Annotated in this window: 22 protein-coding genes; 13 read left to right on the top strand and 9 right to left on the bottom strand. The window is 34.2% G+C overall.

The genetic code is table 11. From position 1 onward, the window contains the following. Positions 1–39: 39 nt before the first annotated feature. The 4 genes from L3049_RS04250 to L3049_RS04235 all read right to left on the bottom strand — a co-directional run bounded on the left by L3049_RS04250 (position 40) and on the right by L3049_RS04235 (position 4,017). Entirely contained in the window at positions 40–2,013 is a 1,974-nt protein-coding gene (locus tag L3049_RS04250) for a DUF3857 domain-containing protein (protein ID WP_275108550.1), read from the bottom strand. 137 nt (positions 2,014–2,150) lie between these two features. Then, the gene (locus tag L3049_RS04245; protein WP_275108549.1) at positions 2,151–2,750 is read right to left on the bottom strand and encodes an HD domain-containing protein; all 600 of its coding nucleotides are present in this window, start codon (positions 2,748–2,750) and stop codon (positions 2,151–2,153) included. A 145-nt stretch (positions 2,751–2,895) separates the two neighbouring features. Then, the gene (locus tag L3049_RS04240) at positions 2,896–3,558 is read right to left on the bottom strand and encodes a DUF2461 domain-containing protein (RefSeq protein ID WP_275108548.1); all 663 of its coding nucleotides are present in this window, start codon (positions 3,556–3,558) and stop codon (positions 2,896–2,898) included. A 9-nt stretch (positions 3,559–3,567) separates the two neighbouring features. Further along, on the bottom strand, positions 3,568–4,017 hold the full coding sequence (locus tag L3049_RS04235) for a DsrE family protein (RefSeq protein ID WP_275108547.1): 450 nt from the start codon (positions 4,015–4,017) through the stop codon (positions 3,568–3,570). Between the two features lie 169 nt (positions 4,018–4,186). On the opposite strand from L3049_RS04235, the gene L3049_RS04230 reads away from it, so the two are divergent. From L3049_RS04230 to L3049_RS04210, 5 genes are all read left to right on the top strand, one after another. After that, entirely contained in the window at positions 4,187–5,395 is a 1,209-nt protein-coding gene (locus L3049_RS04230; protein WP_275108546.1) for a hypothetical protein, read from the top strand. Positions 5,396–5,496: 101 nt separating this feature from the next. Continuing rightward, the gene (locus L3049_RS04225; RefSeq protein ID WP_275108545.1) at positions 5,497–6,792 is read left to right on the top strand and encodes a YaiO family outer membrane beta-barrel protein; all 1,296 of its coding nucleotides are present in this window, start codon (positions 5,497–5,499) and stop codon (positions 6,790–6,792) included. 5 nt (positions 6,793–6,797) lie between these two features. After that, on the top strand, positions 6,798–8,084 hold the full coding sequence (locus L3049_RS04220; protein WP_275108544.1) for a CotH kinase family protein: 1,287 nt from the start codon (positions 6,798–6,800) through the stop codon (positions 8,082–8,084). A gap of 194 nt (positions 8,085–8,278) precedes the next feature. Further along, on the top strand, positions 8,279–9,292 hold the full coding sequence (locus L3049_RS04215; RefSeq protein WP_275108543.1) for a HEAT repeat domain-containing protein: 1,014 nt from the start codon (positions 8,279–8,281) through the stop codon (positions 9,290–9,292). Beyond that, positions 9,289–10,746, top strand: a complete 1,458-nt coding sequence (locus L3049_RS04210) for a glycosyltransferase family 2 protein (protein WP_275108542.1) — start codon at positions 9,289–9,291, stop codon at positions 10,744–10,746. The genes L3049_RS04215 and L3049_RS04210 overlap by 4 nt, the downstream gene beginning before the upstream one ends. Before the next feature lie 21 nt (positions 10,747–10,767). On the opposite strand, the gene L3049_RS04205 is transcribed toward L3049_RS04210, so the two are convergent. From L3049_RS04205 to L3049_RS04190, 4 genes are all read right to left on the bottom strand, one after another. Next, the gene (locus L3049_RS04205) at positions 10,768–13,449 is read right to left on the bottom strand and encodes an ABC transporter substrate-binding protein (RefSeq protein ID WP_275108541.1); all 2,682 of its coding nucleotides are present in this window, start codon (positions 13,447–13,449) and stop codon (positions 10,768–10,770) included. 139 nt (positions 13,450–13,588) lie between these two features. After that, entirely contained in the window at positions 13,589–14,170 is a 582-nt protein-coding gene (locus tag L3049_RS04200) for a DUF3332 domain-containing protein (protein WP_275108540.1), read from the bottom strand. 151 nt (positions 14,171–14,321) lie between these two features. After that, positions 14,322–15,563 (bottom strand): ammonium transporter, encoded by a 1,242-nt coding sequence (locus L3049_RS04195; RefSeq protein WP_275108539.1) that lies wholly within the window; start codon positions 15,561–15,563, stop codon positions 14,322–14,324. A gap of 36 nt (positions 15,564–15,599) precedes the next feature. Next, entirely contained in the window at positions 15,600–15,947 is a 348-nt protein-coding gene (locus tag L3049_RS04190) for a P-II family nitrogen regulator (RefSeq protein WP_275108538.1), read from the bottom strand. Positions 15,948–16,764: 817 nt separating this feature from the next. Here L3049_RS04190 and hisG point away from each other — a divergent pair. From hisG to hisIE, 8 genes are read left to right on the top strand one after another with little or no spacing between them, the layout of a single operon-like run. After that, positions 16,765–17,625, top strand: a complete 861-nt coding sequence (hisG, locus tag L3049_RS04185; RefSeq protein ID WP_275108537.1) for an ATP phosphoribosyltransferase — start codon at positions 16,765–16,767, stop codon at positions 17,623–17,625. Positions 17,626–17,643: 18 nt separating this feature from the next. Beyond that, on the top strand, positions 17,644–18,936 hold the full coding sequence (hisD, locus tag L3049_RS04180; protein ID WP_275108536.1) for a histidinol dehydrogenase: 1,293 nt from the start codon (positions 17,644–17,646) through the stop codon (positions 18,934–18,936). Next, positions 18,936–20,000 carry a histidinol-phosphate transaminase gene (gene hisC, locus L3049_RS04175; protein ID WP_275108535.1) on the top strand — a complete coding sequence of 355 codons (1,065 nt, stop codon included), beginning with the start codon at positions 18,936–18,938 and terminating at the stop codon, positions 19,998–20,000. Before hisD ends, hisC begins: the two co-directional genes overlap by 1 nt. Before the next feature lie 4 nt (positions 20,001–20,004). Beyond that, positions 20,005–21,150: a bifunctional histidinol-phosphatase/imidazoleglycerol-phosphate dehydratase HisB gene (hisB, locus tag L3049_RS04170; protein WP_275108534.1), complete on the top strand. Its 1,146-nt coding sequence runs from the start codon at positions 20,005–20,007 to the stop codon at positions 21,148–21,150. Positions 21,151–21,161: 11 nt separating this feature from the next. Continuing rightward, a complete protein-coding gene (gene hisH / locus L3049_RS04165) occupies positions 21,162–21,752 on the top strand; it encodes an imidazole glycerol phosphate synthase subunit HisH (protein WP_275108533.1) in 591 nt (196 codons plus the stop codon). A gap of 8 nt (positions 21,753–21,760) precedes the next feature. Beyond that, positions 21,761–22,492, top strand: a complete 732-nt coding sequence (gene hisA / locus L3049_RS04160; RefSeq protein ID WP_275108532.1) for a 1-(5-phosphoribosyl)-5-[(5-phosphoribosylamino)methylideneamino]imidazole-4-carboxamide isomerase — start codon at positions 21,761–21,763, stop codon at positions 22,490–22,492. A 2-nt stretch (positions 22,493–22,494) separates the two neighbouring features. Further along, positions 22,495–23,250 carry an imidazole glycerol phosphate synthase subunit HisF gene (gene hisF, locus L3049_RS04155; protein ID WP_275108531.1) on the top strand — a complete coding sequence of 252 codons (756 nt, stop codon included), beginning with the start codon at positions 22,495–22,497 and terminating at the stop codon, positions 23,248–23,250. Between the two features lie 18 nt (positions 23,251–23,268). Next, positions 23,269–23,889 (top strand): bifunctional phosphoribosyl-AMP cyclohydrolase/phosphoribosyl-ATP diphosphatase HisIE, encoded by a 621-nt coding sequence (hisIE, locus tag L3049_RS04150; RefSeq protein ID WP_275108530.1) that lies wholly within the window; start codon positions 23,269–23,271, stop codon positions 23,887–23,889. On the opposite strand, the gene L3049_RS04145 is transcribed toward hisIE, so the two are convergent. Next, positions 23,890–25,536 (bottom strand): ATP-binding protein, encoded by a 1,647-nt coding sequence (locus L3049_RS04145; protein ID WP_275108529.1) that lies wholly within the window; start codon positions 25,534–25,536, stop codon positions 23,890–23,892. It abuts the gene before it with no gap. Positions 25,537–25,564: the final 28 nt, after the last annotated feature.

Raw genomic sequence — 25,564 nt, 5'->3', positions numbered from 1 at the left:
ATCTGAAATCCAACCGTTGAATAATTCTCCGAAGGGAAGTTATATTCTCTTCAATACGATCATTTCTGCATTTTTAGCTACAACAAGATTGTAGAATTCTTTTAAATATGGATATTCGTTAAATAAAAATTGTCGTTTGTTGATTTTAAACCTGCTAGTTACTAGGATTTTATTCCCATTCTGAGCAACGTTATACAAGTATTGGGCTGCTTTTTCTGGTAGGTTAATTCTTGCAGGTGCAGGCTTACTTTCCACTACATAACCATCTGGTATTGTTAGTTCTAGCATAAAGGTTTGATCTACAGGATAGGTGTAATCAACAGGATATTTTCTGTCTTCTAAAGTAAAAGGATTAGATTCAATCTTATTTACAAAGAACGGGTTGAAGTAAATTAAGCCATTTTCACTTTCAATATCTTCTGCCATTTCTACTTCTAGTTTGCTAACGATGTTTTTTTCTGCCTCTTTAAGGTTTTTCACATCTAAGCTTTCTACATTAAGAGTCTCATAAGATTCATCCATGCTTTCAAGAACTTCATCTTCTGTCTTGTCTTCATACTCTTCTCGGAATTGTAAAGCTGCAAATCCAGTTAGGGAGATGTTTAATTCTCCTGCAAGCAATCCGTCTTCATTTAAATTCATTTTTGCCATTGTTGCCGTTTTCGAAATATTTCGAGGCTCGATATCTACAAAGAAAGAACCACCACTTTTGATAACACGGCCTTTATCGTTTATACAGCGTGCAGGTAGCAGATTACAAGGACAATTGCTTTCTGTCGCATCGAGGAAAATTCTTTCTTCACCCATCTTGCAACTAGCAATCACATAATTAAATTTAGATGAACTAGGAGAGAAAAGACTTAAAAGACCATTGTTACGTGTGCTTAAAATTACAGGATCAGCATGTAAGCCTAGTTTATTTAAAAGTACTACTAGCATTAGGTTGATGTCAGCAACATTTCCTTTTTTATCTTTAAATGCAGATCTTAGCGTGTTTGTAGTATATTTTCCATAATACTCATTCCATTTCATGTTTGATTTGATGAAATTGAATGCCGCCATTAATTTTTCTTCATCGGTATTTGCTTTTGCATTAATTTCGGCAACGGTTTCTTTTAAGAATCCTCCCGTTTTTAATTGCATTCCAAAATTTTCACTTTCTAATAGGGTTTTATTGATTTTTTCCCAATTACCAGTGTAGTTGGTATAAAGACCATTAAAATCTTTTGTACCTGCGATCTCAAATTCTATGGCAGCCTTGTAATTACTACTAGTTGTTGTGTAAGGCTCTTTTTTAAATGCAGGAGCATCTTTTATTACAAATCGATAGTTATCAATAGAATAAGAACGCTTGTCAATGCTTCCATTAGAATATTCATGTGTGTTGATGTCAAATGAAAGGTATCCTTTGCCATTTTTTTTATAGTCGAAGTATTCAGGAATATTTACACGAAATTCACTCCAGACCACTGGGATGTCTTTTTGAAAATACCAAGGTCCTAAATTCCAAGGGATATCGGACGTTAATTGATAAGAAAACTCAACAACAGAGCCTGGTTTCACATTGGCTAGAGCTAATTTGTAGGTGTAGTAATTATCGGCTGTCTTTTCTAAGATTCGTTCCTTTGAAGTTATTTTAGATTTTACAATTTTTCCATTTTCAAGATTGTAGGTACAACCTTTAACCATGCTAACTTTGTACCTGTTTCTATTGAATCCAAATTCAAGATTACCATGATCCAATCCTTCCCCTTTTAAAATTTTGATTCTGTAGGTTCTTTTGATGCTATACTTAAAACCATAATCGGCAGGAGAATAATCAAAATTTCCTACACCGTAGTCGCAAAGATAAACAGCAACTGCGGATGTGTCTTTTTCATAACTTTCCATTTTAAGCTCATCGATACTTACTTTTCCATATTTAATTGGTGCTTTTTGTGCAATAAGAGTTGTAGCTCCAAAGAGTAAGAGAAGTGTTAGACTTAAGGATTTTAGGGTCATTAGGTGTTTCATGTTCATTAATCTTAGTTTACAATTTTATGAATATAGTAAAATAAGAAAATGGAATGAATATATATTAACTTAATGGTGTTATCAGGCTTGGACAGTTGAGTGAATGATACAATTTGTAATTTATTCTGATAAGAAAATTAAGTATTGCAATGATTACAAATGTACTTGTTTAGGTTAGATTCCTTTAATTTACTGAACAGCTTTTTTCCATACTTTGAGAAGTAGAATTGCTTTTTCAGGAATTCGATATTTTTATCATACCAAGATTGTAAGGGGATATTGCAATTGCTGACCGATTCAATTTCTTGTTTTAACTTAAGACATCTGTCTTCGTAGTCATTTAAAGTAAGATGAAACATATCTGCATCACAAAGAATTTTTTGTATTTGATTTTGTGGATTAGGAGGGTAATGTGTACACAAAATACAAGCGCTGACTTCCCTAATTCTTTCGGAAGGATATTTGATTTTCCTTAGAAATTTTTCAGCTAAATCTGCACCTGCTATTTCGTGACCAAAGTAAGTCTTGATATGTCCAGCATCATGAAACCAGGCAGAAATGATTAGTATTTCTTTTTCTACTGGGTTTAGCTTGCTATGAAGGGCTAATAATATACATGCTTCAACAACCTCTTCTGTATGCTTGAGGTTGTGGTAGCACAAATTACTCGGAAGTTTACAAAGCAATTCCGTAACAAACTCCCTTACAAGTTGTATGTATTTACTATTATCGTTCACACTTACCATTTCGAAGTGAAATAAGCAAAGTTTGCATAAAACAACAATTGATATTCTTTAAAAGATGTTATTCTTTGTTAATGCCTCAAATTTCCTTATCAATAAACCATTCTTGTTTTTATTTGAACGATACTTTGGTTCTTTATTAGATATCGGCAATAATTTCATTTAGAAATTGATTTAGAGGATATAATGCTTTAAATACCTGATTGATTTCAACTGAAAGTCGATCAGAATTTGCGATTTCATCACTTATGGATTTGGTTCCAACATAACTTTTGTAATTTAATAAGTTGATGTATTCAAAATCTTTAGCATAACCCCTTGGAGCTGTTTTTAGTTTATCATCATATAATTCGGAAAACTGTTTTGTAAATTCTGCATCATCAATAATCGTTTTGAAATCTGTAGGCACGTGAAAAATTTCTTCGCGAATTGCTTTAAGGGTTTTAGAATCTGGCTTATAGCATCCGCCACCAATAAAACATCTTTCAGGTTCAATTTGAATAAAATAGCCTGCATACTTGCTTTTTCTACCTCCTGTCGATAAAAATGCGCCAAAATTGGTTTTGTAAGGAATCTTGTTATTTGAAAACCGAGTATCTCTATAGATTCTATAGATGCAATCTTTGGCTTGCAGACCTGATATGTTGGGATCGATTGTTTTCAGTTGTTCGATTACCAATTCGATAAAAAATTCAAAATCCTTTTTTGCTTTATCGTATTTTTCCTTGTTCGCATGAAACCAATCACGATTATTATTTTCTCTAAGTTCTAGAAGGAACTCATATATTGAATTGTTGAGCATTTCATTTTGTTAAAAGGTAATTACTTTATAATCTTTTTGAAGGTATTCTGTTAGTGGTTTTCCCATATACTTAACATCAATACCTAAGCTTTCTAATTTGGTGCTAACTCCATATGAATCTGCACAAGCCTTGCAAGCAAAAATAGTTACGCCAGATTTTTGCATTTTAGCAACATAATCTTGTAGTTCCTTATCTTCACTTAACAATTTGGCAGATGGTCCCCAAACAACAAGATTTATTTTATCCCACCATTTCATTTTTGAGGAGTAATTAGTATACATAAAGACCATTTTTAGAGCAACATCTCGATCACCACTGGTCCAAATTACGGCTAAATTCTGTTTTGTGTTTTCTAAATTGATTTCTTCTTGTTTTTCTATTGTTTGACCATGAGTCGCTATCGAACAAAATAGGAATCCGATCAAAAAAAGGAAATTAAGTTTGATGATTTTTCTCATGGATTAAATAGTTTGATTAATTAATGAAAATTGTCTTTTAAACATCTATTTTAAACGATTTAGATAAAAAACAATACGATTGTGATGTATGAAATGGAGTCTTACGTCCATAATAAGAATTTACTTATCAAAAAAAACAAACCTTAGCTTGTGTAAACCCGTTATAAAGATGAGTTTTGCAGTAATATTAAAAAGAAAAGAGCAGATGTGGAAATTACTACGTGTAATTATTTTTTTGTTTTTATTGATTCCAGTGATTTCATGGATTAGTTGGAAGCTTATGGATCAGGAACAAATTAACCTTTTGGTGTTGGATAAAACAACTCCGAATGGGAATTATTCCGAACACCTTTCCTTTTTTTGGGTGGCCAATCAAAAACGCTGGGTAAAGCCAGATGGAGATGAATATAATTTTGCTGAAGATTTTTATGGTTTTCATCCTGAAGATGATGGTAGATATAAGATTAAGGATTTGAAAGTTTTAGGTAAGAGAGGTTTGGAGAATGTAGCAGATTCTTTGGATGTTGCCTTTTTTGCAGATACGTATGGGATTTATAATTCCAATTGGAAGGATCATCCAGATTATGGAAAAGATACAATTTCTTTGTTTTATGGTGGATTAAAAGAAGCAGAGTTTAATTTGCTTCGAGAAATGAAAAGAAAAGGAAAAACGATAATTGCCGAGTTTAACCTTTATGCATCTCCAACAAAACCAGTTATAAGAAGACAGACAGAGGAGTTATTAGGAGTGCGATGGAAAGGTTGGGTTGGTAAGTATTATCAAACATTAGATACGATTCTCGATCCGGAGATTCCGAAATGGATTCCAAATCTTTACCGAAAGAATTACAAGAAAGAATACAAATTTAACAAAGCAGGAATTGTATTGGTTGATGACAAAGAAAGAATTGTCATTTTAGATGCTAAACTACATTTAAAGCAACGTTTCCCTGTATTGGAAAGTGAATTGAGTACGCATTTGCAGTATAATGTTCCAGAAAAAATTTATTATCCATTTTGGTTTGATATTAATACAACAGATGAAAGAAATCATGTGTTAGCATGGTTTAAATTAGATGTGACTGAAGCAGGACAAAAGTTATTGGATCATTATAATTTGCCAAATCGATTTCCTGCGATCATAGAACATGATGATAAATATAGGTTTCTCTATTTTGCTTGTGATTTTTCTGATAATGAGATGGGAATCTACTCCTCATATTTCAGAGGAGTGAATAAATTAAGTGGTGCATTTTATAGTGCAAATCAAGTTAAGGATAGAAAAATGTTCTTTTGGAAGTATTATCGACCATTTATGGGGAACGTTATGGATAGTATAGTAGCCCGTAAGGCTAGGAAAATAAGGTATCTAGATTAAGTTAAATTATATTTGACAATATGAAATTATTGTTCGTAATTTGCAGGCTGTTATTTAAGTGTGATTATTGTAAAGTATAAAATGTGTAAAAATTAAAGCGGATGATTAGAATTTTATCTCTTTTTATAGTTTTATTAAATGTTATTTGTTTGGTTAATTTTGCATCGGCGCAAAATGACATTGGAAAAATAGCTAGTGTTTCTGGTGAATTTCAACGAGCAAAAGAATTAGCTTTTTCTGGAAAAAAGGCAGAAGCTCGAAGTATTTGTTATCGAATATTAGAGGAGAACCCTAAATATTATGATGCAAGAATATTAATTGGAAGAACGTTTTCTTGGGAGAAAAATTTTGATTCTGCTAGGGTGGAGTTGGATAAAGTTTTAAAAGAAGATTTAGACAATAAGGATGCTGTTATGGCAATGATTGATTTGGAGTCTTGGGCTGGAAATCCATCTAAAGCAATTTTTTATTGTGAATATGGTCAATCCTTTTTTCCGAATGATGAACTGTTTTTAGTTAAAAAGGCGAAATTATATCAAAATACAGGCAACGACAGAAAGTCAATGCAAACTTTAGATGAATTGTTAGAGTTGAATCCTGGAAGTGAAGAAGGAGTAGCTTTGTTAAAAAAATATCGATCGTCTAAAATGATTTACAAGGCGGTTTACAAACATGATTTTGAATATTTCAATGAGCCTTATGAGAGAAGATGGCATCTTAGTTCATTTCAACTTGCGAGAAGAAATTCATGGGGGAGTTTGATTGCGAAAATTAATTTAGGCGATTTAATTTCTTCAGGAGAAAGTTTCTGGTCTAATGAAGTTTCAAAACAATTTGAGTTGGATGCTTACCCTAAGATTTCTAAGAAGAGTTATGCTTATTTAAGTTATGGATATTCACCTGATAATCTATTTCCAAGACATAGAGCAGGTGCTGAATTGTATCGTAAATTACCCAAGTCTTTCGAAATTTCTGCTGGACTTCGTTTCCTTCAGTTCGATTCTGACTCTGGCAGCAAGGACATATATATTTATACTGCTTCCTTAGGGAAGTATTATCGTAACTATTGGTTCAACTTCAGAACCTATCTTACTCCTAAGAATAGTGAAGTATCTCAATCTTATTGGTTGTCGGTAAGACGCTATTTACGAAACGCTAAGAATTATTTTGGATTGCAATTGGGTACTGGAGTTTCGCCAGATGAACCAAAAGGAAATATTTCATCTTTTGATACTTATAATTACAAAAGTCAAAAAATTCGTCTTTCATATCAAGATCGTCTGTTTACCGATCGTTTTATTTACTTGCTTCGATTAGGATATGAAAAAGAAGAGTATTTAGTGGATGTGAAACGAGATGTGATATCATTATCCCTTAAGTTGTCTTATCAATTTTAAATGGTATGAATAGATTTTTAAATATCCTAATGTTAGGATTGTTATATGCATCACCAATATTTGCTCAGGATGTTTCTGAAAAGAAAGATTCATTGTGTGGAGACAGAATATTTGGAGTAGATGTAATTCATGAAGTGCGTATTAGCTTTCTTCAAAGTAATCCTTGGGATTCATTGTTTTTGATGAAGAAGGAGAGGGATTCTCTGGAAATTAAAAAATATATGCAAGCTAATGTTGAAGTTGATGGAGTTAAGTTTTATAGCAGTGGCGTTAGAATAAAGGGAGAGTCTTCCTTTGAATTTTATCCTGGGAAAAAGAAGTCACTGAAAATTAATTTTGGGAAGTATATTAAAAAGCAAAAATTAGATGGTTTAAAGACTATTAATTTGAATAATGCTTTTCGAGATCCCAGTTTTTTAAGGGAAAAGCTTTATCTCGATTTTATGAGAAAAGAAGGTTTGCCAGCACCCCGATGTACTTACGCTAATGTATATGTGAACGGTGAATATATGGGCTTGTATTCTTTAGTAGAAGAGATTAACAAAGGCTTTTTAAAGCGTAATTTTCAAAATAAGAAAGGTGCATTCTTTAAAGGTGAACCTAAGGCTAGTTTTGAATTTTTAGGTGATCAAATTATAGATTATCAGAATAGTTATAGAAACAAGAAAGATTCGATAGATGGGTTTTCTGATCTGATTGATTTAATTAAAGTTGTTAATGGAAAGGAGAATGAAGCCTTGGTAGATTTTGAGGAAATGTTCAACATTGAGGACTGTTTGAAGATTTTTGCAATCACTAATTTATTCGTTAATATCGATGCTTATAACATTCATTATCGACATAATTTTTACCTGTATAAAAATAAGCAAACGGAAAAGTTTGAATGGATTCCTTATGATGGAAATTATGCCTTTTGCGCTTTTAGTCCAGAGTTTAATTTAGAACAAGCTCAGCAATTGGATATTTTCTATCAGTATGAGAAAAAGAATAGTCCATTAATGAAATTCATATTTGCGAATTCTGAATATCGCAAATTTTATCTCGACTATATCAACCATTTACTTGATGATAAATTTTCAAAAATTGCCTTGGGTGACGAAATTGATAAATTGACATTGAGGATTCGTAGGTCGGTATATTACGATACGCATAAGATGTATAGTAATGAGGATTTTGAGAAGAATATTAATGAAACGATTGGAGATTATAATGATGCGGGAGCATTTATACCGGGCTTAAAGTCATTTTTAAATAAACGAATTGATTTTCTAAATAAGGAATTGAAAAAATAGAGTAGGACCTAAATATGTATTTGTCATTTATAAATATCATTTTTTATAGCATAGTTGAATGTACTCATGGTACGTTCGGGGTCTCGCTTGTGTTTCTAGATTTGTTCAATTCAATATTTGAGAGGGTAGAGGCGTTAATTAATTACACTTTTGAACGCTTACCATATAATGTGCTAAATAGGTTGATCATTTATATGATTATTATTTTTGCTATTGCACTTATGGTGTTATTGCCTTCAATTATATTTTCAAAATTATACATCGCTTATCGTAAGGAAAGATATGAGCGATTGTTCAGAAAGTATTCTGGTTATGCTGTTCGCTTTTTAATTGATGAATTGACTGATGATGAGCTTAAAGAGTTGAAAAGCTTAAAGTCGAAATTTCACAGAAAAGTTTTTACTGCCGTTCTAATTGCTATTGATACTGCTGAAAATAAAGTAGTCAGTAGAAAAATTAGAAAATTATATTTGGATTTGAAATTAAATGAGGACTCTGTAAATAAACTTCGAAAAAGATGGCATCAAAAAATTAAAGGTATCAGAGAGTTGAGTCACATGAGGGTGAAGAGTGAAAATAAGCGAATTATGGATTATCTTCAAAAGCCTAACGAAATTCTTCGTATTGAATCTCAAATGGGATTGATAAAATTGCTGCCTTTTGTCCCTTTTGCTTTTCTTGATTCACAGGAGAAGCCATTTACGGTATGGGAGCAAATTAATGTTTTTGATTTGATCCGTAAAAAGAGAATTGAAATACCTGAATTTCATTTGTGGCTAAATCATTGGAATGATTCTGTTGTGATGTTCTGCCTTGATATGATTCGAATTTTAAAGCAGAATGAGGCAGTGCCAGAAGTGCTTAAATTGGTAAGTCATGATAATGATTTGGTAAAAGGGAAGGTGATTAAGACGCTTGTGGATCTTGAAAATAAAGAGGCGGTTGGTAAATTAAAAGAACTTTTTTTACTCGAGGAGTTACCGAATCAAATTAATATCATTAGATCGATAGGACATTTAAAGTTGGAAAGTGAATTGAGTTTTTTGCTTGAAAATATTAATGATGAGGAATTTAAAATTAGACTGGAATGTTGCAAATCAATTGCATTAATTGGTGAGGTGGGAGTAAATAAGCTGAAATCCTTAGCTTTAAGTGGCGATGAAGAGTTAAAGAGGATAGTGAAGCACGTGTTAGATCCGAGAATATGAATTACGACGAATTTATAAGGTTTATAAGCTATTTTTTGGATAGGATATTTATATCCTATGCATTCGTATTGATTTTTAGTTATACCGTTTTGAGTATTATTTCTGGTATTGCTTTGAATTTTTACCTGAAGAAAAATAGTTTTGTTGATTATAAAGTAATATTAGATTCTCCTTTAGCTCCTTCTGTTTCTGTTCTAGTTCCAGCATTTAATGAAGCAAAAACAATCGTTGATAATGTGGAATCCATTTATACGATTCATTACAATAATTTCGATGTAATTGTAATTAATGATGGTAGTACAGATTCTACCTTTGATGATATGAGGACGGCTTTCAAGTTGGAGAGAGTTGATTTTGCTTTGAATATGGAGATTCCTACCAAAGAGGTGCGTGGAATATATAAATCAAAACTATCAACCTATTCCAACCTGATCGTAGTAGATAAGGAGAATGGTGGGAAGGCTGATGCTTTGAACGCTGGAATTAATGTTTCCGATAAAGCATTGTTTATGGCTATTGATGCCGATTCAATTCTGGAGCCAGATGCTGTGTTGAAATTGGTGAAGCCATTTTTAGAGAGAACTGATCGAAGGGTAATTGCAGCTGGTGGAGTAGTTCGAATTGCCAACTCCTGTTTGGTTGAAAATGGACGAATTACCGACGTTAAAGTTCCGAGTAATTTATTGGCCAGAATGCAAGTGCTGGAATATACTCGTTCCTTTTTAATGGGACGAATGGCCTGGGCTCAATTAGATGGTTTGATTATTATTTCTGGGGCAATGGGTATGTTCGATAGAGATGTGGTTGTGCAAAGTGGTGGCTATGCGCATTCTATTGGAGAGGATATGGAGTTGGTTGTTCGTATCCGTAGGTATATGTCTGAAAATAGAGAGAAATACAAGATTGAATATATTCCAGATCCACTTTGCTGGACAGAGGCACCTGTAGATATAAAGGTTTTAGGTAGACAGCGAAGTAGATGGACAAGAGGAACAATAGAAACCTTAACCGATCATTCTAAAATATTTTTATCTCCACAATATGGAGCAATGGGCTTATTAGGTTATCCATTTTGGTTTTTATTTGAATGGCTAGCCCCTTTAATCGAGGTGTTAGGTATTATTTATGTAATAATTCTATACTTTACGGATAACTTGAGTCTAAATTTTATTCTTGTGACTTCTTTATTTGTCTATACTTTTGCCGTATTTTTCTCTACTTGGGCTATTTTGTACGAGGAGTTAACCTTTCATCGATACGAGCGAAAAATGGATGTTCTTCGTTTATGGATAGCTGCTCTTTTAGAGCCTTTTATTCTGCATCCGTTAACTTTATGTTTTGCAGTAAAGGGGAATATTGAATATTTAATGGGGAATCGTTCTTGGGGTAAAATGGAGCGTAAAGGATTTTTACATAATAAAGAAAAGAAAGATGATCAACTTTCTAAAAAGTAGTATCAAATGTAAGGATTATTGCTATTTATCTTCTTGTTTCAAGTTTTTGAGTGTTGTTTCTTTTGGGCTTGTATTTATTGGGATATGAAATTCAAACTTAGACCCAATTCCTTCATTAGATTCCATGTGTAGTTCACCTTTAAGTAGTTCTATTAATCCTTTCGAAATAGGAAGGCCTAGGCCTGCACCTCCAAATTGGCGAGTGTAAATATTTTCAACTTGCCCAAATCGTTCAAAAATCAATTTTTGTTTTTCCTTTGGAATACCAATACCGCTATCTTCTACGCTAAGGTGTAGATTTGATTTTTTAACCTGCGATGAGATACGAATGTGTCCTTCTTTAGTGAATTTTAAAGCATTGTTAATGAGGTTTATTAGAATTTGCTTGATCTTGCCCAGATCAGAAATAACGAAGTCTGTTTCCTGGGGAACTTGGTTGTCAAATATGAGTTTGACATTTGTCTTGTGAAATCGATTTTCGTCAAGAATAAAGAAGGTGTTTAGATCATCAAACAGTTTTTTAATGGAGAATGACGTTGGGTTGGATTTTAATTGGTTTACCTCAAGGTAGGAGATATCTATAATATTATTAATAATCCCAAGTAATTGTTTTCCATTTTGATTTAAAATATCGAGGTATTTCTCTTTTTTTTCTTGTGTAAGACCTGGTTTTAATAGTAATTGACTAAAGCCAAGAATTCCATTCATAGGAGTTCTAATTTCGTGACTCATGTTTGCAAGAAAGGCTGATTTTAACCGATCGCTTTCTTCTGCTCTTTCTAAAGCTATTCGTAATTCATGTTCAGCCTTCTTGATTGCGGAAATATCAACGATAAAGGCTAGGTATTCGTTGTTGATTAGTTTTACAGCACTTATATATACAGGGTGTTTCTTACCCTGAAATGATTGAATAACAACTTCACCTTGGCATTTGCCTTCCGTTAAAAGTTGGGTGAGTAATTTTTGGTTTTGTTCTAGATGCTTAGGAGCGAAAAAATCAGGTATGTAGATATCGTCGAGTCTATCATTTGAAATATCCATTAGATCAATAAAAGCCCGATTGGTAAATACTATTTTTGTATTTGGTGAAAAAATAACCAATCCATTAGGAGATTCTTCAATGTAAGCTCTGAGTTTATTTTCACTGGCAATTAAAGCATTTTCAGTCTTTAATCTGCGAGAAATATCATTCATTAACCATATTTCTTTGCGTTCAAATTGGTAGCAGTGAAATTCTACTTGTTTTTGTTTGCCGTTTTTGCACGTAATACTTGTCGTGATAATCTCATTGAAATTATTGTTTTTATTCTCAAGGTATAATTGTAAATTTTTCTTTTTACTACTAGGATATAATTTTAAAAACCAGGTGTCAAAGTCCGCTAGTTCTTTGTTGGTATATCCTGTAATCTCGTATGCCTTTTTATTTATAAATAACTTATCATTTTCATTTAGAATGGCACCTGAAGGTAAGTTTTCAACCATTTCTCTAAAGCGTTTTTCAGATTGTTTTAAGGCGGCAACAATTCTTATTCTTTCAGATATTTCTTTCTGCAATTCGCTATTTTTATTGCTAAGGCTTGATGTTTGTTTGGCAACAGCTTTTTTTAATTGCTTGTTGAAAAGAAATAAGTAGGATGATATACCAATTACAATAATGATAAGGCCTAAAGTTGTTCCCAAAAGCCATTTTAGCCATGTTGGCGTATTGAATGATTCAGGTTCATAGATAAATCCTGTAAGATCGTAATTAAGCGGAATCATTCCCATTTTTGCACAGATATCGGCAATGTTTTGAATCCTGCCTGGATTGATGTGACCTATTTCAACATATTCGTTTAGAATTAGCTTTTTGATTTGCTCAGCTTCAAATTCAAGATGAGCTCTTGATTTTTTATCTGAATACTTGCTAATGATTACGTCAATAATCTCATCTTGATTTTCCAAGGCGTATTCCCATCCTTTTTTGCTTGCATTCAAAAAAGCTTGTACTCTATCTGGATTTAATTTCACTTCATCTTCACTAGTGAAAATACCATCTCCATAAAAATCAATGCCATAAGTTTTAGGAGATATGATAGTGTGAGGGATGTTCTGTTCTTTTAAAAAGTATGGTTCGTTTGTTATGTAAGCGTTTAATGCATCTGTTTTACCACCAATAAGATCATTTATATCATAAGAGGTTGAAATTCTATGGATATCATTGATTTGTATTCCTTCTTGATGGAATATGGCCATCAACTCCGGATCTCGGAATTCGTCCAAGAGCATAACTTTTTTATCTATAAGGTCGTGAGCGGTATGAATGTTCGATTTTTCGAGACTCAGAAATACGGATGGAGAACTTTGAAAGATGCATGCCAGTAAAACGATAGGTTGTTTGTTGATTCTTTCAATGAGTATATCGTTGGCAGCGATTCCATAATCTGCTTGACCGGAGACAACCGTCTCGATTGAATTAATTGTGCCACCTTCAATGATTTCTACATCAAGTCCAGCGTTTTTGTAATAACCTTTATGAAGTGCAGCGTAGTATCCTGCAAATTGAAACTGATGAAAATATTTAAGTTGAAGCTTTATTTTTTCAGTTTTTGGAGGGGAATTGGTTGGTTTGGAATAGGAGGATAGTGGAATGCATAATAAGAAAAATAGAAAAAGGAATTCAATTTTTAAATTTCTAATATATCTTTTTTTTAATGCAAGCATATCTGTCAAAATTTATTCCGGCTCTACTAAAGTTACATTTATCAGGTAAAGGAAAAAAATTTTGAATTGATTTTTTAAAAAAGAAGCCTTAGAACTCCAGTTCTAAGGCTTTTCGCTTATTATTTAATAAGATTAATTTCTATTTCATCGACCAGTTGATAGATTCTGCTTGTAGTTGTGTTTTTATTGAGGCCAAATTATTCGTGTTTTGATCAAAGGTTAGAATTTGTCCATTTGGTTTGTAAACTTGAATTAGATTTGCTGCTTCGTTTATTTGAACAAGCTTTTGCAATTCTTTATTACCATCTTTAAGGTTCCAACTGCTGCTTTCGGGATCAAAAATTAATTCAGCAGTATCACCTTTGTTTTCACCTTGTAGTTGTTCAATGTGAAACTTATTCTTTGTTGCAGTGATACGGTATTTGTTGCCATCTCTTTTTACGATTTGTACATCTTTATCCTTTTCTCCCATTGCTATAGGATTATCGCCAGTCCAAAATTCAATTGTGTTCAACACGACTCCATCGATAAATACTGCCACCTCATAAACAGGAATAACAATAAATGCAAAAAATACTAGTGAGTTAATGAATTTGTCTCCGACAGTACCATTCCATTCGTGTAGATTTTTTGTCAATCGAAAAGGGCCATAGCATCCAGATTGACCAATACTAAGGACGAAAAAGAAACAGGCTAATAGAAATACATTTAGTTTTTTCATGTGATAAATTTTATGATGTGTGTATTAAAAAACGATTTTGAATTAATGAAATTACGAAGTATTCTCGGAATTAGTATGAGTTGGATGAAAAAAAAATGACAAGAACATAAAGTTCTTGTCATTTTACGAGAAACGAGTTTATAGTTAAGTGCTAGTGGTAAGCTTTTTCACCGTGTTCGTAGATATCCAAGCCTTCTTCTTCTACACGAGCTGATACTCTTAGTCCAATTGTAACTTTAAGTATTTTAAATAGAATGTATGCTGTTCCAATTGCCCAAGCGGCGACAGCAACTACACCTAGAAGTTGAACGCCTAATAGGCTGAATCCACCTCCGTAAAATAAACCACCATCGGTAGCAAAGAATCCAACTAAAATTGTTCCTAATGCACCATTAATACCATGCACAGTTACAGCACCTACAGGATCATCAATACGCAATACTTTATCAATAAATTCAACACCAAATACCAGAGCAACACCAGCAATAAGACCAATGATAATTGCAGCTTCAGGTGAAACAATATCGCAACCTGCTGTAATGGCTACCAATCCTGCCAAAGAGCCATTTAGACTTAAGGATAGGGTTGGGCGTTTATATCTCATCCAACTAGTAAATAAAGCAGCAAGAGTTCCTGCAGCTGCAGATAAGTTTGTAGTTAAGAATATGTGAGAGATTGCAACGGTGTTTGAGGTTCCTGCGGCAGCTAATTGTGAGCCAGCATTAAATCCAAACCATCCGAACCATAAAATGAATACTCCAAGAGCGGCAAAAGTAAGGTTGTGACCAGGGATAGCATTGGCTTTCCCATTGTATTTGCCAATTCTAGGGCCTATTAAGATAGCTCCAACCAATCCCATCCAAGCACCTACAGAGTGTACAACTGTTGATCCAGCAAAATCGTGAAATCCAAGTTCGCTTAACCATCCGCCACCCCAAATCCAATGGCCTGATATTGGGTAAATAATTGCTGTAGTAATTACGCTAAAAAACAAGTAGGTTTTAAATTCCGTTCTTTCGGCCACAGCACCAGATACAATAGTGGCTGCTGTAGCTGCAAACACGGTTTGAAACATTAGAAAGGATAAATCAATGTCTGGTCGAACATCTTCCATAAAAGGAAGTTTTCCAATTAATCCTCCTACATCTGTTCCAAACATTAATGCGTAACCAATAAGAAAAAATGTAATGGAGCCAACACCGAAATCAAGAAGGTTCTTCATTAAAATGTTAGCAGTATTTTTAGATCTGGTAAAGCCAGCTTCTGCCATTGCGAAACCAGGCTGCATGAACATTACAAGTGCTGCAGATATTAGTACCCAGACAACGTCTAATGAATGACTGGTTTCGGTAATTGTTGTCTGTAATGTATGTAAAGTGAGTGTTTCTTCCATGATAAATAATTTTAATTGTTGAATTTACTAGCTGTCTTATTCTTCATCGTATAAGGAACGATCTCCTGAATCTCCAGTGCGGATTCTGTAAGCGTCTTGTACCTCGTAAATAAAGATTCTTCCATCTCCCACTTCTCCTGTAAATGCATTTTCTCGAATGCTCACGATACAGCTGTCAACATATTTATCTCTTACAATAAAAGAGATTAAAGTTCTTTCAATACTACTAGTATCATAGGTAACGCCACGATATACTCTCTCTTCTACTGATTTTCCAACACCTCTGACATCCCAAAAGGTGAAATAATCAATACCGATTTCGTGCAAGCCTTTTTTTACTTCTTCAAATTTTGTTTTCCGAATAATTGCTTCGATCTTTTTCATAAACTAATTGATTTTGCAGTGATTAGAATCATTTTTCTTCATTTTGGATGGTTGAAACACCGAAGCTCCCCGGATTAAGAAGCTTCGGGTTTCGGGTTTAGACCAAGCGTAAATTCGACCGTTGTCGAGAAATTGAAGATTGTGATTGTTTTATCCGTGATTCGAAATGCAGTGTGGTTTCATTTCGAATTGTTTTGTAATTCATCTGCATTGGTTAATTTTTGATTTTTATAGTGTTTAGTGATAATGGTCTTTTTATTTTTTAATACCCCTATAAATTACAGGGTCAAGTTTGTGAAATATGCTTTTTTTTAAATCAACCCCCTTAATTCGATAGGGTGACGATGTAAAAGTATTAAAAAAAATGAAACTACCACTAAAAAATAGGGGGTATGTGTAGAAAAAGTGCATTATTTTCAATTGTAACGTTTTCGAAAAGGGGGTGTGCCGATAAATAAGTATATTTTTTAGAGGGGAACCCCCATTTTTGAATTTGCGAAGCTCTTTTTTATCCTTTATATATAATAGTCCTTGTTTGTATTTGGGGGTGATGTTAATTTTTCATTAAAATATGAATTGTTTTAATCTTGATATTTGGATGCTTAAAATAAATTGTTAATCTTTGTTGCACACAAAAGAAATAGAAATGATTTTTAATGCACTACATCACCATCATCATTATCCTTACCGCCAGGTGAGCTGAAGATGTTGTGCCTTATCTCAAAAGATATTAAGTAACATTAACAATGCCCGCCTGATTTCAGTCGGGTATTTTTTATGCCCATAACTGAAATCGGCAGGAGCCAAAATTTTAACCATGGGAGAAAAATTAACAATTGCAGTGCAGAAATCAGGAAGACTGCAGGAAGATTCATTAAAAATTTTAAAAGAGTGTGGAATATCAATTGATAATGGAAAAGATCAGTTGAAAGCCAATGCGTCCAATTTTCCACTGGAAGTTTTGTACCTTAGGAATTCTGATATTCCTCAGTATGTTGAAGATGGAGTAGCGGATATTGCTATTGTAGGAGGGAATGTAATTGTTGAGAAACAGAAGGAGTTGGAAATTCTTCAAAAGCTTGGTTTTTCAAAGTGTAGATTAGCAATGGCTTTGCCTAAGGATGTTGAATATACTGGCTTGGAATATTTTAATGGGAAAAAGTTAGCCACATCTTATCCTAATTCTCTTCAGCAATTTCTAGACGAAAATAACTTGGATTGTGATATACACGTTATTTCTGGATCTGTAGAGATTGCTCCAAACATAGGTTTGGCTGATGGAATATGTGATTTAGTTAGTTCTGGTAGCACTTTGTTTAAGAATGGATTGAAAGAAGTTGAAGAGGTTTTAGTTTCGGAAGCATGTTTGGTTGCCAATAAGAACATTAGCGATTTGAAAAGAGCGATATTGGATCGTCTGCTGTTTCGTATGAAATCTGTTCTAGCTGCAAAAAACAACAAATACATTCTGTTGAATGCTCCTAACGATAAAATTGACGATATCATTAAAGTATTACCAGGGATGAAGAGTCCTACGGTTTTGCCTTTAGCTCAAGAAGGTTGGAGTTCAATTCACTCTGTTATTAATGAGAATGATTTTTGGGGGGTAATCGATCAACTAAAAATCAATGGGGCAGAAGGAATTTTGATTATTCCTATTCAGAAAATGGTATTGTAAGCTTTAACTCTTGATAACATGCAAGTAATAAAATATCCCAAAAGAAAAGATTGGAACCAGATTTTAAGCCGCCCTGAGAATAATGTGGAGGAAATGGCTGAACTCGTGAACCAGGTTTTTGAACAAGTCAAGAATGACGGAGACAAGGCTCTTTTAAAATATACAAGTCTTTACGATGGGGCAGAGATTGATTCTGTTGAAGTAAGTCTTGAAGAAATTGAAGCATCGGAAAGCTTGGTAAGCCAAGAATTGAAAAATGCCTTGACTGTAGCAGCAAACAATATAGAAAAATACCATTCTAGTCAATTGACCAAGCCTGAGCTTATTGAGACATCGGTAGGTGTAAGTTGTTGGAGAAAATTCACACCCATCGATAAGGTTGGCTTGTATATTCCAGGTGGTTCCGCTCCCCTATTTTCAACCGTTTTAATGCTTGGAATTCCAGCACGTATAGCTGGTTGTAAAGAAGTGGTCTTGTGTACACCTCCAAACAAGGATGGAAAAATCAATCCAGTTATTCTTTATGCTTGTAAGCTTGTTGGTGTCGATCGAGTATTTCGAATTGGTGGAATTCAAGCAATCGCTGCAATGGCTTTTGGTACTGAGACGGTGCCGCATGTTTATAAAATATTTGGTCCGGGCAATCAGTATGTGACAGCAGCCAAGCAAGAAGTTACTAAAAAAGGAGTAGCGATTGATATGCCTGCAGGACCATCAGAGGTGTTGGTTATGGCTGATGAGAGCTCTGTTCCTGAATTTGTCGCTTCTGATTTGTTGTCACAAGCGGAACACGGCGCAGATAGTCAGGTGATTTTAATTTCATGGAATGAGACATTAATAAAGGATGTAGCGATCGAAGTGGAAAAGCAATTGAAATCATTAACCCGAAAAGAGGTTGCGAGCAAAGCTTTGGCTAATTCAAAACTTATTTTGGTGGGTAAGATGGAAGAGGCTCTTGCCTTAAGCAACTTGTATGGCCCAGAACACCTTATTCTATCTGTAAAGAATGAAGACGATCTTCTGAATGGCATTCAAAATGCAGGTTCGGTTTTTATTGGCAATTACACTCCAGAAAGTGCTGGTGATTATGCCTCCGGAACCAATCACACCTTACCAACCAATGGTTATGCCAAATCGTATTCAGGAGTTGGGCTAGGCTCATTTATGAAGAGTATCACTTTTCAGAAAATCAGTGAAGAAGGATTGCGAAATTTAGGACCAGTAATAGAAGTGATGGCCACGGCAGAACAATTAGATGCTCACTGTAATGCGGTAAGCCTTCGTTTAAACAAGATTAAAGCAAAGTCGTGATGGGAACAGATACAAAATCAAGCTTTGACTTAAATAAGCTAGTTCGAGAGAATGTGAAAAAGTTGGTGCCTTATTCTTCGGCAAGAGATGAATTTACCGGTAAAGGTTCTGTGTTTTTGGATGCAAATGAAAATCCTTTCGAAAATGGGGTTAATCGTTATCCAGATCCTCTTCAAAGAATTGTAAAGAATAGATTGAGTGAACTTAAGAGAATTGATCCGCAAAGAATGATTCTTGGTAATGGTAGCGATGAAGTAATTGATTTGCTTTTTAGAGCATTTTGTGAACCAAATAAGGACAATGTAATTATTTGTACGCCAACTTATGGTATGTACGAAGTTGCGGCTGGGGTAAATGCTGTTGAAATTAAAGAGGTTTCTTTAGATCAAGATTTTCAACCCAATGTTGATGCGGTTCTTGCTGTAGCTGATGAGCAATCGAAAATGTTATTTTTGTGTTCACCCAATAATCCAACTGCGAATGTAATGGAGGCTGATAAAGTCATCGGTTTATTGGAGCAGTTTCCTGGAATTGTTATTGTTGATGAGGCTTATGTGGATTTTGCACCAGAAAAAAGCTTTGCAGATAAATTGGCAACCTATCCCAATTTAGTGATTCTGCAGACTTTATCTAAAGCTTGGGGAATGGCAGGAATTCGTTTGGGCATTGGAATGGCTTCTCCTGAAGTTGTTGGATATCTTAATCGTATAAAACCTCCTTATAATGTTAATGGATTGAGTCAAGATAAGGCTTTGGATTTATTAAAGAACGAGGATTCTTATAAAGACCAAGTTGACTGTATCATTAAAGAAAGAGAAAAGCTTTCTGTATTCTTGGATGGTTTGACTTTTGTGAAGGAAGTATTTCCATCTGATGCTAATTTCCTTTTGGTTCGTGTAGATGATGCGCGAGGCTTGTATAACTTTTTGCTAAAAGAAGAGATTATTATTCGTGACCGTTCTAAAATTGAAAGTTTAGAAGGCTGTGTCAGAATCAGTATGGGAACAAGTAAGGAAAATGAAATATTAAAAGGAGCTCTTAGTAAATTTGATCTAAAAAAATAAGGCTATGAAAGTAAAAAAGAAAGTACTGTTTATAGATAGAGACGGAACCTTGATACTGGAGCCTCCGGTTGATTATCAGGTGGATAGTTTGGAAAAATTAGCATTTTACCCGGGCGTATTCTCAGGACTTGCTAAGATAGTTAAGCAAATGGATTTTGAATTGGTAATGGTTACCAATCAAGATGGTTTGGGAACAGATTCTTATCCGGAAGAAACTTTTTGGCCAGCTCAGAACAAAATGATGGAAGCCTTTAGTGGTGAAGGAATTGAATTTGCTGAGGTGTGTATTGATAAAACTTTTCCACATGAAAATGCTGCAACAAGAAAACCAGAAACTGCTTTGTTAACCAAATATTTTTCAGAGGAATATGATTTAGAAAATTCCTTTGTAATTGGGGATCGTTGGACGGATGTTGAGCTGGCTAAAAATCTTAAATGTAAAGCAATCTTTATCTCATCAAGTGGAAATATTGGCGATGATGAGTTGTCGGAGTCAAAGCAAGAATTAGAAGCGTGTATTGAATTGCGAACAGAATCGTGGGAGCAGATTTATGAGTTTTTAAGATTGAGTGAGAGAACTGCTGTTATTGAAAGGAACACCAACGAAACCAAAATAAAGATTGTTTTGGATTTGGATGGCGAAGGAAAAGGTTCGTTTGATACAGGTATTGGCTTTTTCGATCACATGTTGGAGCAGATTCTAAAGCACTCGGGAATTAACCTTTCTATCCTAACTGTAGCTGATTTAGAAGTTGACGAACACCACTGCATCGAAGACACAGGCATTGCTTTAGGTGAAGCCTTTAAAAAAGCCCTTGGAGATAAATTAGGACTAGAACGATACGGATTCTGTTTACCAATGGATGATTGTCTGGCACAAGTAGCACTTGATTTTGGTGGAAGAAACGAATTAGTATGGGATGCTGAATTCAAGAGAGAAATGATTGGCGATGTACCAACAGAAATGTTCTCTCACTTTTTTAAATCGTTTAGTAATGCAGCGCTTTGCAATCTGAATATTAAGGCCGAAGGAAAGAATGAGCACCACAAAATTGAAGGCATTTTTAAAGCCTTTGCAAGAGCCATTCGTATGGCTATTAAACGTGATGTCAATAACCTTCAACTGCCTTCTACCAAAGGGCTATTATAAAAATAAAAACAATGAACAATCAAAATATAGTGATTATCGACTATGATGCGGGTAATGTTCAGTCTGTTAAATATGCACTTGAACGCATTGGTATATCGGCAGAATTATCGGATGATGTTGATAAAATTACCAAAGCTGACAAAGTCATATTTCCAGGTGTTGGTGAAGCGGCATGGGCCATGAAGATGTTACAAAAAAATGGGCTGGATGAATTGATCCCTCAACTTAAACAACCCGTTTTAGGCATTTGTTTAGGCATGCAATTGATGTGCGAGAGCAGCGAAGAAAGCCATACAAAAGGTTTGGGTATTTTTCCTGTTAAAGTAAAACGTTTTACAAATGAACGAAAGGTCCCACACATGGGATGGAATCAGTTGGAGAATTTATCTGGTGATTTATTTTCAGGCATATCACCAAATGAGTATGCTTATTTTGTTCATTCGTTTTATGTGCCAGACGCCTCAGGAACCGTTGCTTCATGTGATTACATCCGAAATTTCTCTGCCAGTCTTCAGAGAGATAACTTTTACGCTTGTCAGTTTCACCCTGAAAAATCAGGAGCGGTAGGAGTTAAGGTTTTGGAGAATTTCATCAATTTATAAAGAAAATCATGTCTACAATAAAAATAATACCAGCCATTGATACTATCGGAGGAAGATGTGTTAGGCTTACAAAAGGAGATTACGATACCGAGAAGGTTTATAGTGAAGATCCGTTAGAAATAGCTAAAGAATTTGAGAGGCTAGGGATTACTCGTTTGCACTTGGTTGATTTAGAAGGAGCCAAATCTGGACATATTTGCAATGCAGAAGTATTAAGAAGAATAGCTTCAGAAACGAATTTAAAAATTGATTTTGGAGGAGGAGTAAAATCCAATGAAGATATTGAATTGGCTTTTCAGTCGGGTGCTTCTCAGGTTACAGGAGGAAGTATTGCAGTTTCAAAACCAGAATTATTTGAAGAATGGTTGGCCAAGTACGGATCAGACAAAATGATTTTGGGTGCTGATGTGAGAAATGAAATGGTTTCAATTTCGGGTTGGAAAGAAGATTCGGATTATCATTTGTTTTCGTTTTTGGAAAGCTATCAGAAGAAAGGTGTTAAAACCGTAATTTGCACAGATATTTCTAAAGATGGAATGTTGCAAGGGCCAGCGGTAGAACTATATCAGAAAGTAATTGCAGAATTTCCAGAATTGGAATTGGTTGCCAGTGGTGGCGTTGGAAATATCGAAGATGTTCGAATATTAAATGAGGTTGGCTGTTGGGGTGCAATTATCGGTAAAGCGATATACGAAAAGCGAATTGACATGAACGAATTGGTTAACGAATTTATCTTATAATTATGCTGTCGAAACGAATAATACCATGTTTGGATGTGAAAGACGGACGAACAGTTAAGGGAGTAAATTTTGTTGATTTAAGAGATGCTGGCGATGCTGTTGAATTGGCGGCTTATTATGCTGAGCAAGGAGCTGATGAATTGGTTTTTCTAGATATTACAGCAACTCATGAGAAAAGAAAAACTTTGGTTGATCTGGTTCAGAAGGTTGCAAAAGAACTAAACATTCCATTTACCGTTGGAGGTGGAATTTCTACACCAGAAGATGTTGGCATTCTGTTAAATGCAGGAGCAGATAAAGTATCGATTAATTCCTCGGCTGTGCGAAATCCTCAATTAATTTCTGATTTAGCATCTCGTTTTGGAAGTCAATGTGTTGTTGTTGCCGTTGATGCTCGTTTTGAAGATGAAAAATGGGAAGTTTATTTGAATGGTGGAAGATTGGCAACAGGAATTGATTTGTTTGAATGGATATTGGAAGCAGAAAGACTAGGAGCCGGAGAAATTCTGTTTACATCAATGAATCATGATGGAACCAAAAATGGTTTTGCAAATGAAACTTTAGCGAAATTGTCTGCTATGGTTAATATTCCAATTATTGCTTCGGGTGGAGCAGGGAATATGGAGCACTTTGCAGATACTTTTATTGATGGAAAAGCAGATGCAGCATTAGCAGCTAGTGTTTTTCATTTTAAGGAAATTGAAATTCCTGATTTGAAAAATTATTTAAAAAGTAAAAACATACCAGTAAGAATATAATTTAACCACATAGAAAAGATGAATTTTAAAGATCTAACAAATCAAATTGATTTTGATAAAGGAGAAGGCCTAGTTCCTGCAATTATTCAGGATGTTAAAACTCAAAAAGTTTTAATGTTAGGGTATATGAATAAAGAATCGTACGAAAAAACGATTGAAACCAATAAAGTGACATTTTACAGCCGAAGTAAAGAGCGACTTTGGACAAAAGGGGAAGAAAGTGGAAATTTTTTAGAGCTAAAAGATTTAAGTTTGGACTGTGATAAAGATACGCTGTTAATTAAGGTAGACCCGGTAGGTCCTGTTTGCCATAAAGGAACGGATACGTGCTGGGATGAGGAGAATAAGGCTTCATCAATTGATTTTCTATTGCAGTTGCAGCAGGTAATTGGTGAGCGCAAGAAAAACCTATCTGAAAAATCTTATACGGCTAGTCTTTTCAATAAAGGAATCAATAAAATAGCTCAGAAAGTTGGAGAGGAAGCGGTAGAGTTGGTGATTGAAGCCAAGGATGATGATAAGGATTTATTTATGGGTGAAGCTGCAGATTTAATGTTCCACTACCTTGTTTTACTTGCAGCAAAAGATTATCGACTAGAAGAAGTTGTCGAATTGTTAGTTGAAAGACACAGTAAGTAACTATGGTTTAATTGGGAGGGTAAAATAGAACGATGAGCCAGTGCCAATCGTTGATTTTACCCATATTTGCCCATCCATTAATTCTAATAATTTTTTGCAAATATTTAGCCCAAGGCCAGATCCTCTGTACAAAACGGTTGTATCGTTTTCTATTTTTCTAAAGCGATCGAAAATGCTGTTTAGAGCCGATTTTTCAATTCCAATACCATGATCTTGAACACAGAATTGAAGTTCATTAATATCGCTGAAACTTCCTGTGATTGTTATATCTCCTTGATTGGTGAACTTAATTGCATTGTTAAGTAAATTATTGAGTATTTGCTTAAAACGCAGAGGATCTGTATTGATTAGTAGTGAGTCCTGTTTGAACTGATTTGAAAAAATGATTTGTATGTTTTTATCTTTTGGTATGTTAATTGAATTGGAATAGATTACTTCTTCAATGCAATTAATTAATTCGAATTCTTGATTTGTAATTGTGATCAGACCAGATTCAATTTGAGATAAATCTAGAATTTCATCTACTAAATTACTTAGAGAATCACAGTTTTTGCTTATGATTTGTGAATACCTTTCCTTTTGTTCTGGGCTAAGTTTGTCAGTTATGATGAGTTCCGAAAATCCCTGAATCGCATTCATGGGAGTTCTTATTTCGTGAGACATATTAGCCAAGAATGAAGATTTTAGACGATTACTTTCCTCTGCTTTTTCTTTTAGCTTGGTTAATTGATGTGTTTTTATCGCAACTCTTCTTCTTAAGGATTTATTCCAAAGATATACCATCGCAAAAAATAGAATTAGGCCAATAAGTATTAGTAGCATAATACCCCAGAAAATATTTGATTGCCAGAATGGGATAGGATGAATAGGTATCCATTTATTGATGATTGCATTTTTTTCCTTCAGCTGAATGCGAGCAAGTCCTTTGTCTAATATGCGAGTTAATATTGCCCAGTCTTTACGAATGGCAAAGCCTAATTCGTTATCATAGCCAATATTTCCTACAATTTGTAGATTAGAAATAACTTCTTTGTGGATTTCGTAACTAGCATATCCTTGTTGTGTGATGACAGCGTCAATTTTTTGATTTGATAAAGCTTGTAAACAAGTTAGATCATCAGGGAGCGGATATAATTTTAATTCCGGATAAAAATCCTTTATGTATTCTTGAACTGCGTAGTTGTTTACAACGCCAATTTGTAGATTTTCAAGTTCATCAATAGAGATTTGATCAACTGTATTTTTTCTCATGATAATTACATGAGGGATAGAAATAAATGGCTTGGTAAAATGAAAATAGTTTTTTCGGTCAACAGTTTCCTGTATTTCCAAGATTACATCAACTTGTTTTGTTTTACCAGCAGTTAAAATATTTTTCCAGTTATTGAAATATACTTTCTCGAAAGTATAATCAATATTTTCCTCAAGTAAGTTTAAGATATCAATAGAAATCCCAATTGATTTCTGTTCTTCGTCGATAAATTGAAATGGAGGAAAGCTTGTACTGACTGCAATTTTGATGTTTGGATGTTGTTTTAGCCAGCTTTTTTCCTTTTGAGTAAGAAAATCTTCGTTTTTAGTATCGCAAGAAGTAAGAAGTACAATTATTCCGATAAGAATTAAGTGAATACATTTCTTGAACTTCATGATCAATTAGCTTTGAATTGTTTGATTT

The sequence above is a fragment of the Labilibaculum sp. DW002 genome (genome assembly GCF_029029525.1).
GTDB lineage: Bacteria > Bacteroidota > Bacteroidia > Bacteroidales > Marinifilaceae > Paralabilibaculum > Paralabilibaculum antarcticum.
The sequence above is the reverse complement of the archived record's forward strand: the minus strand, read 5'-3'. Positions and strand labels throughout refer to the sequence as shown.

Coding starts and splice junctions, on each gene's coding strand:
- hisH (WP_275108533.1), top strand. CDS start 21,162: ATGAACAATCAAAATATAGTGATTATCGACTATGATGCGGGTAATGTT.
- L3049_RS04200 (WP_275108540.1), bottom strand. CDS start 14,170: ATGAAAAAACTAAATGTATTTCTATTAGCCTGTTTCTTTTTCGTCCTT.
- L3049_RS04240 (WP_275108548.1), bottom strand. CDS start 3,558: ATGCTCAACAATTCAATATATGAGTTCCTTCTAGAACTTAGAGAAAAT.
- hisIE (WP_275108530.1), top strand. CDS start 23,269: ATGAATTTTAAAGATCTAACAAATCAAATTGATTTTGATAAAGGAGAA.
- hisF (WP_275108531.1), top strand. CDS start 22,495: ATGCTGTCGAAACGAATAATACCATGTTTGGATGTGAAAGACGGACGA.
- L3049_RS04190 (WP_275108538.1), bottom strand. CDS start 15,947: ATGAAAAAGATCGAAGCAATTATTCGGAAAACAAAATTTGAAGAAGTA.
- L3049_RS04195 (WP_275108539.1), bottom strand. CDS start 15,563: ATGGAAGAAACACTCACTTTACATACATTACAGACAACAATTACCGAA.
- L3049_RS04210 (WP_275108542.1), top strand. CDS start 9,289: ATGAATTACGACGAATTTATAAGGTTTATAAGCTATTTTTTGGATAGG.
- hisA (WP_275108532.1), top strand. CDS start 21,761: ATGTCTACAATAAAAATAATACCAGCCATTGATACTATCGGAGGAAGA.
- L3049_RS04230 (WP_275108546.1), top strand. CDS start 4,187: ATGAGTTTTGCAGTAATATTAAAAAGAAAAGAGCAGATGTGGAAATTA.
- hisC (WP_275108535.1), top strand. CDS start 18,936: ATGGGAACAGATACAAAATCAAGCTTTGACTTAAATAAGCTAGTTCGA.
- L3049_RS04215 (WP_275108543.1), top strand. CDS start 8,279: ATGATTATTATTTTTGCTATTGCACTTATGGTGTTATTGCCTTCAATT.
- hisG (WP_275108537.1), top strand. CDS start 16,765: ATGGGAGAAAAATTAACAATTGCAGTGCAGAAATCAGGAAGACTGCAG.
- hisB (WP_275108534.1), top strand. CDS start 20,005: ATGAAAGTAAAAAAGAAAGTACTGTTTATAGATAGAGACGGAACCTTG.
- hisD (WP_275108536.1), top strand. CDS start 17,644: ATGCAAGTAATAAAATATCCCAAAAGAAAAGATTGGAACCAGATTTTA.
- L3049_RS04145 (WP_275108529.1), bottom strand. CDS start 25,536: ATGAAGTTCAAGAAATGTATTCACTTAATTCTTATCGGAATAATTGTA.
- L3049_RS04225 (WP_275108545.1), top strand. CDS start 5,497: ATGATTAGAATTTTATCTCTTTTTATAGTTTTATTAAATGTTATTTGT.
- L3049_RS04235 (WP_275108547.1), bottom strand. CDS start 4,017: ATGAGAAAAATCATCAAACTTAATTTCCTTTTTTTGATCGGATTCCTA.
- L3049_RS04250 (WP_275108550.1), bottom strand. CDS start 2,013: ATGAAACACCTAATGACCCTAAAATCCTTAAGTCTAACACTTCTCTTA.
- L3049_RS04205 (WP_275108541.1), bottom strand. CDS start 13,449: ATGCTTGCATTAAAAAAAAGATATATTAGAAATTTAAAAATTGAATTC.
- L3049_RS04220 (WP_275108544.1), top strand. CDS start 6,798: ATGAATAGATTTTTAAATATCCTAATGTTAGGATTGTTATATGCATCA.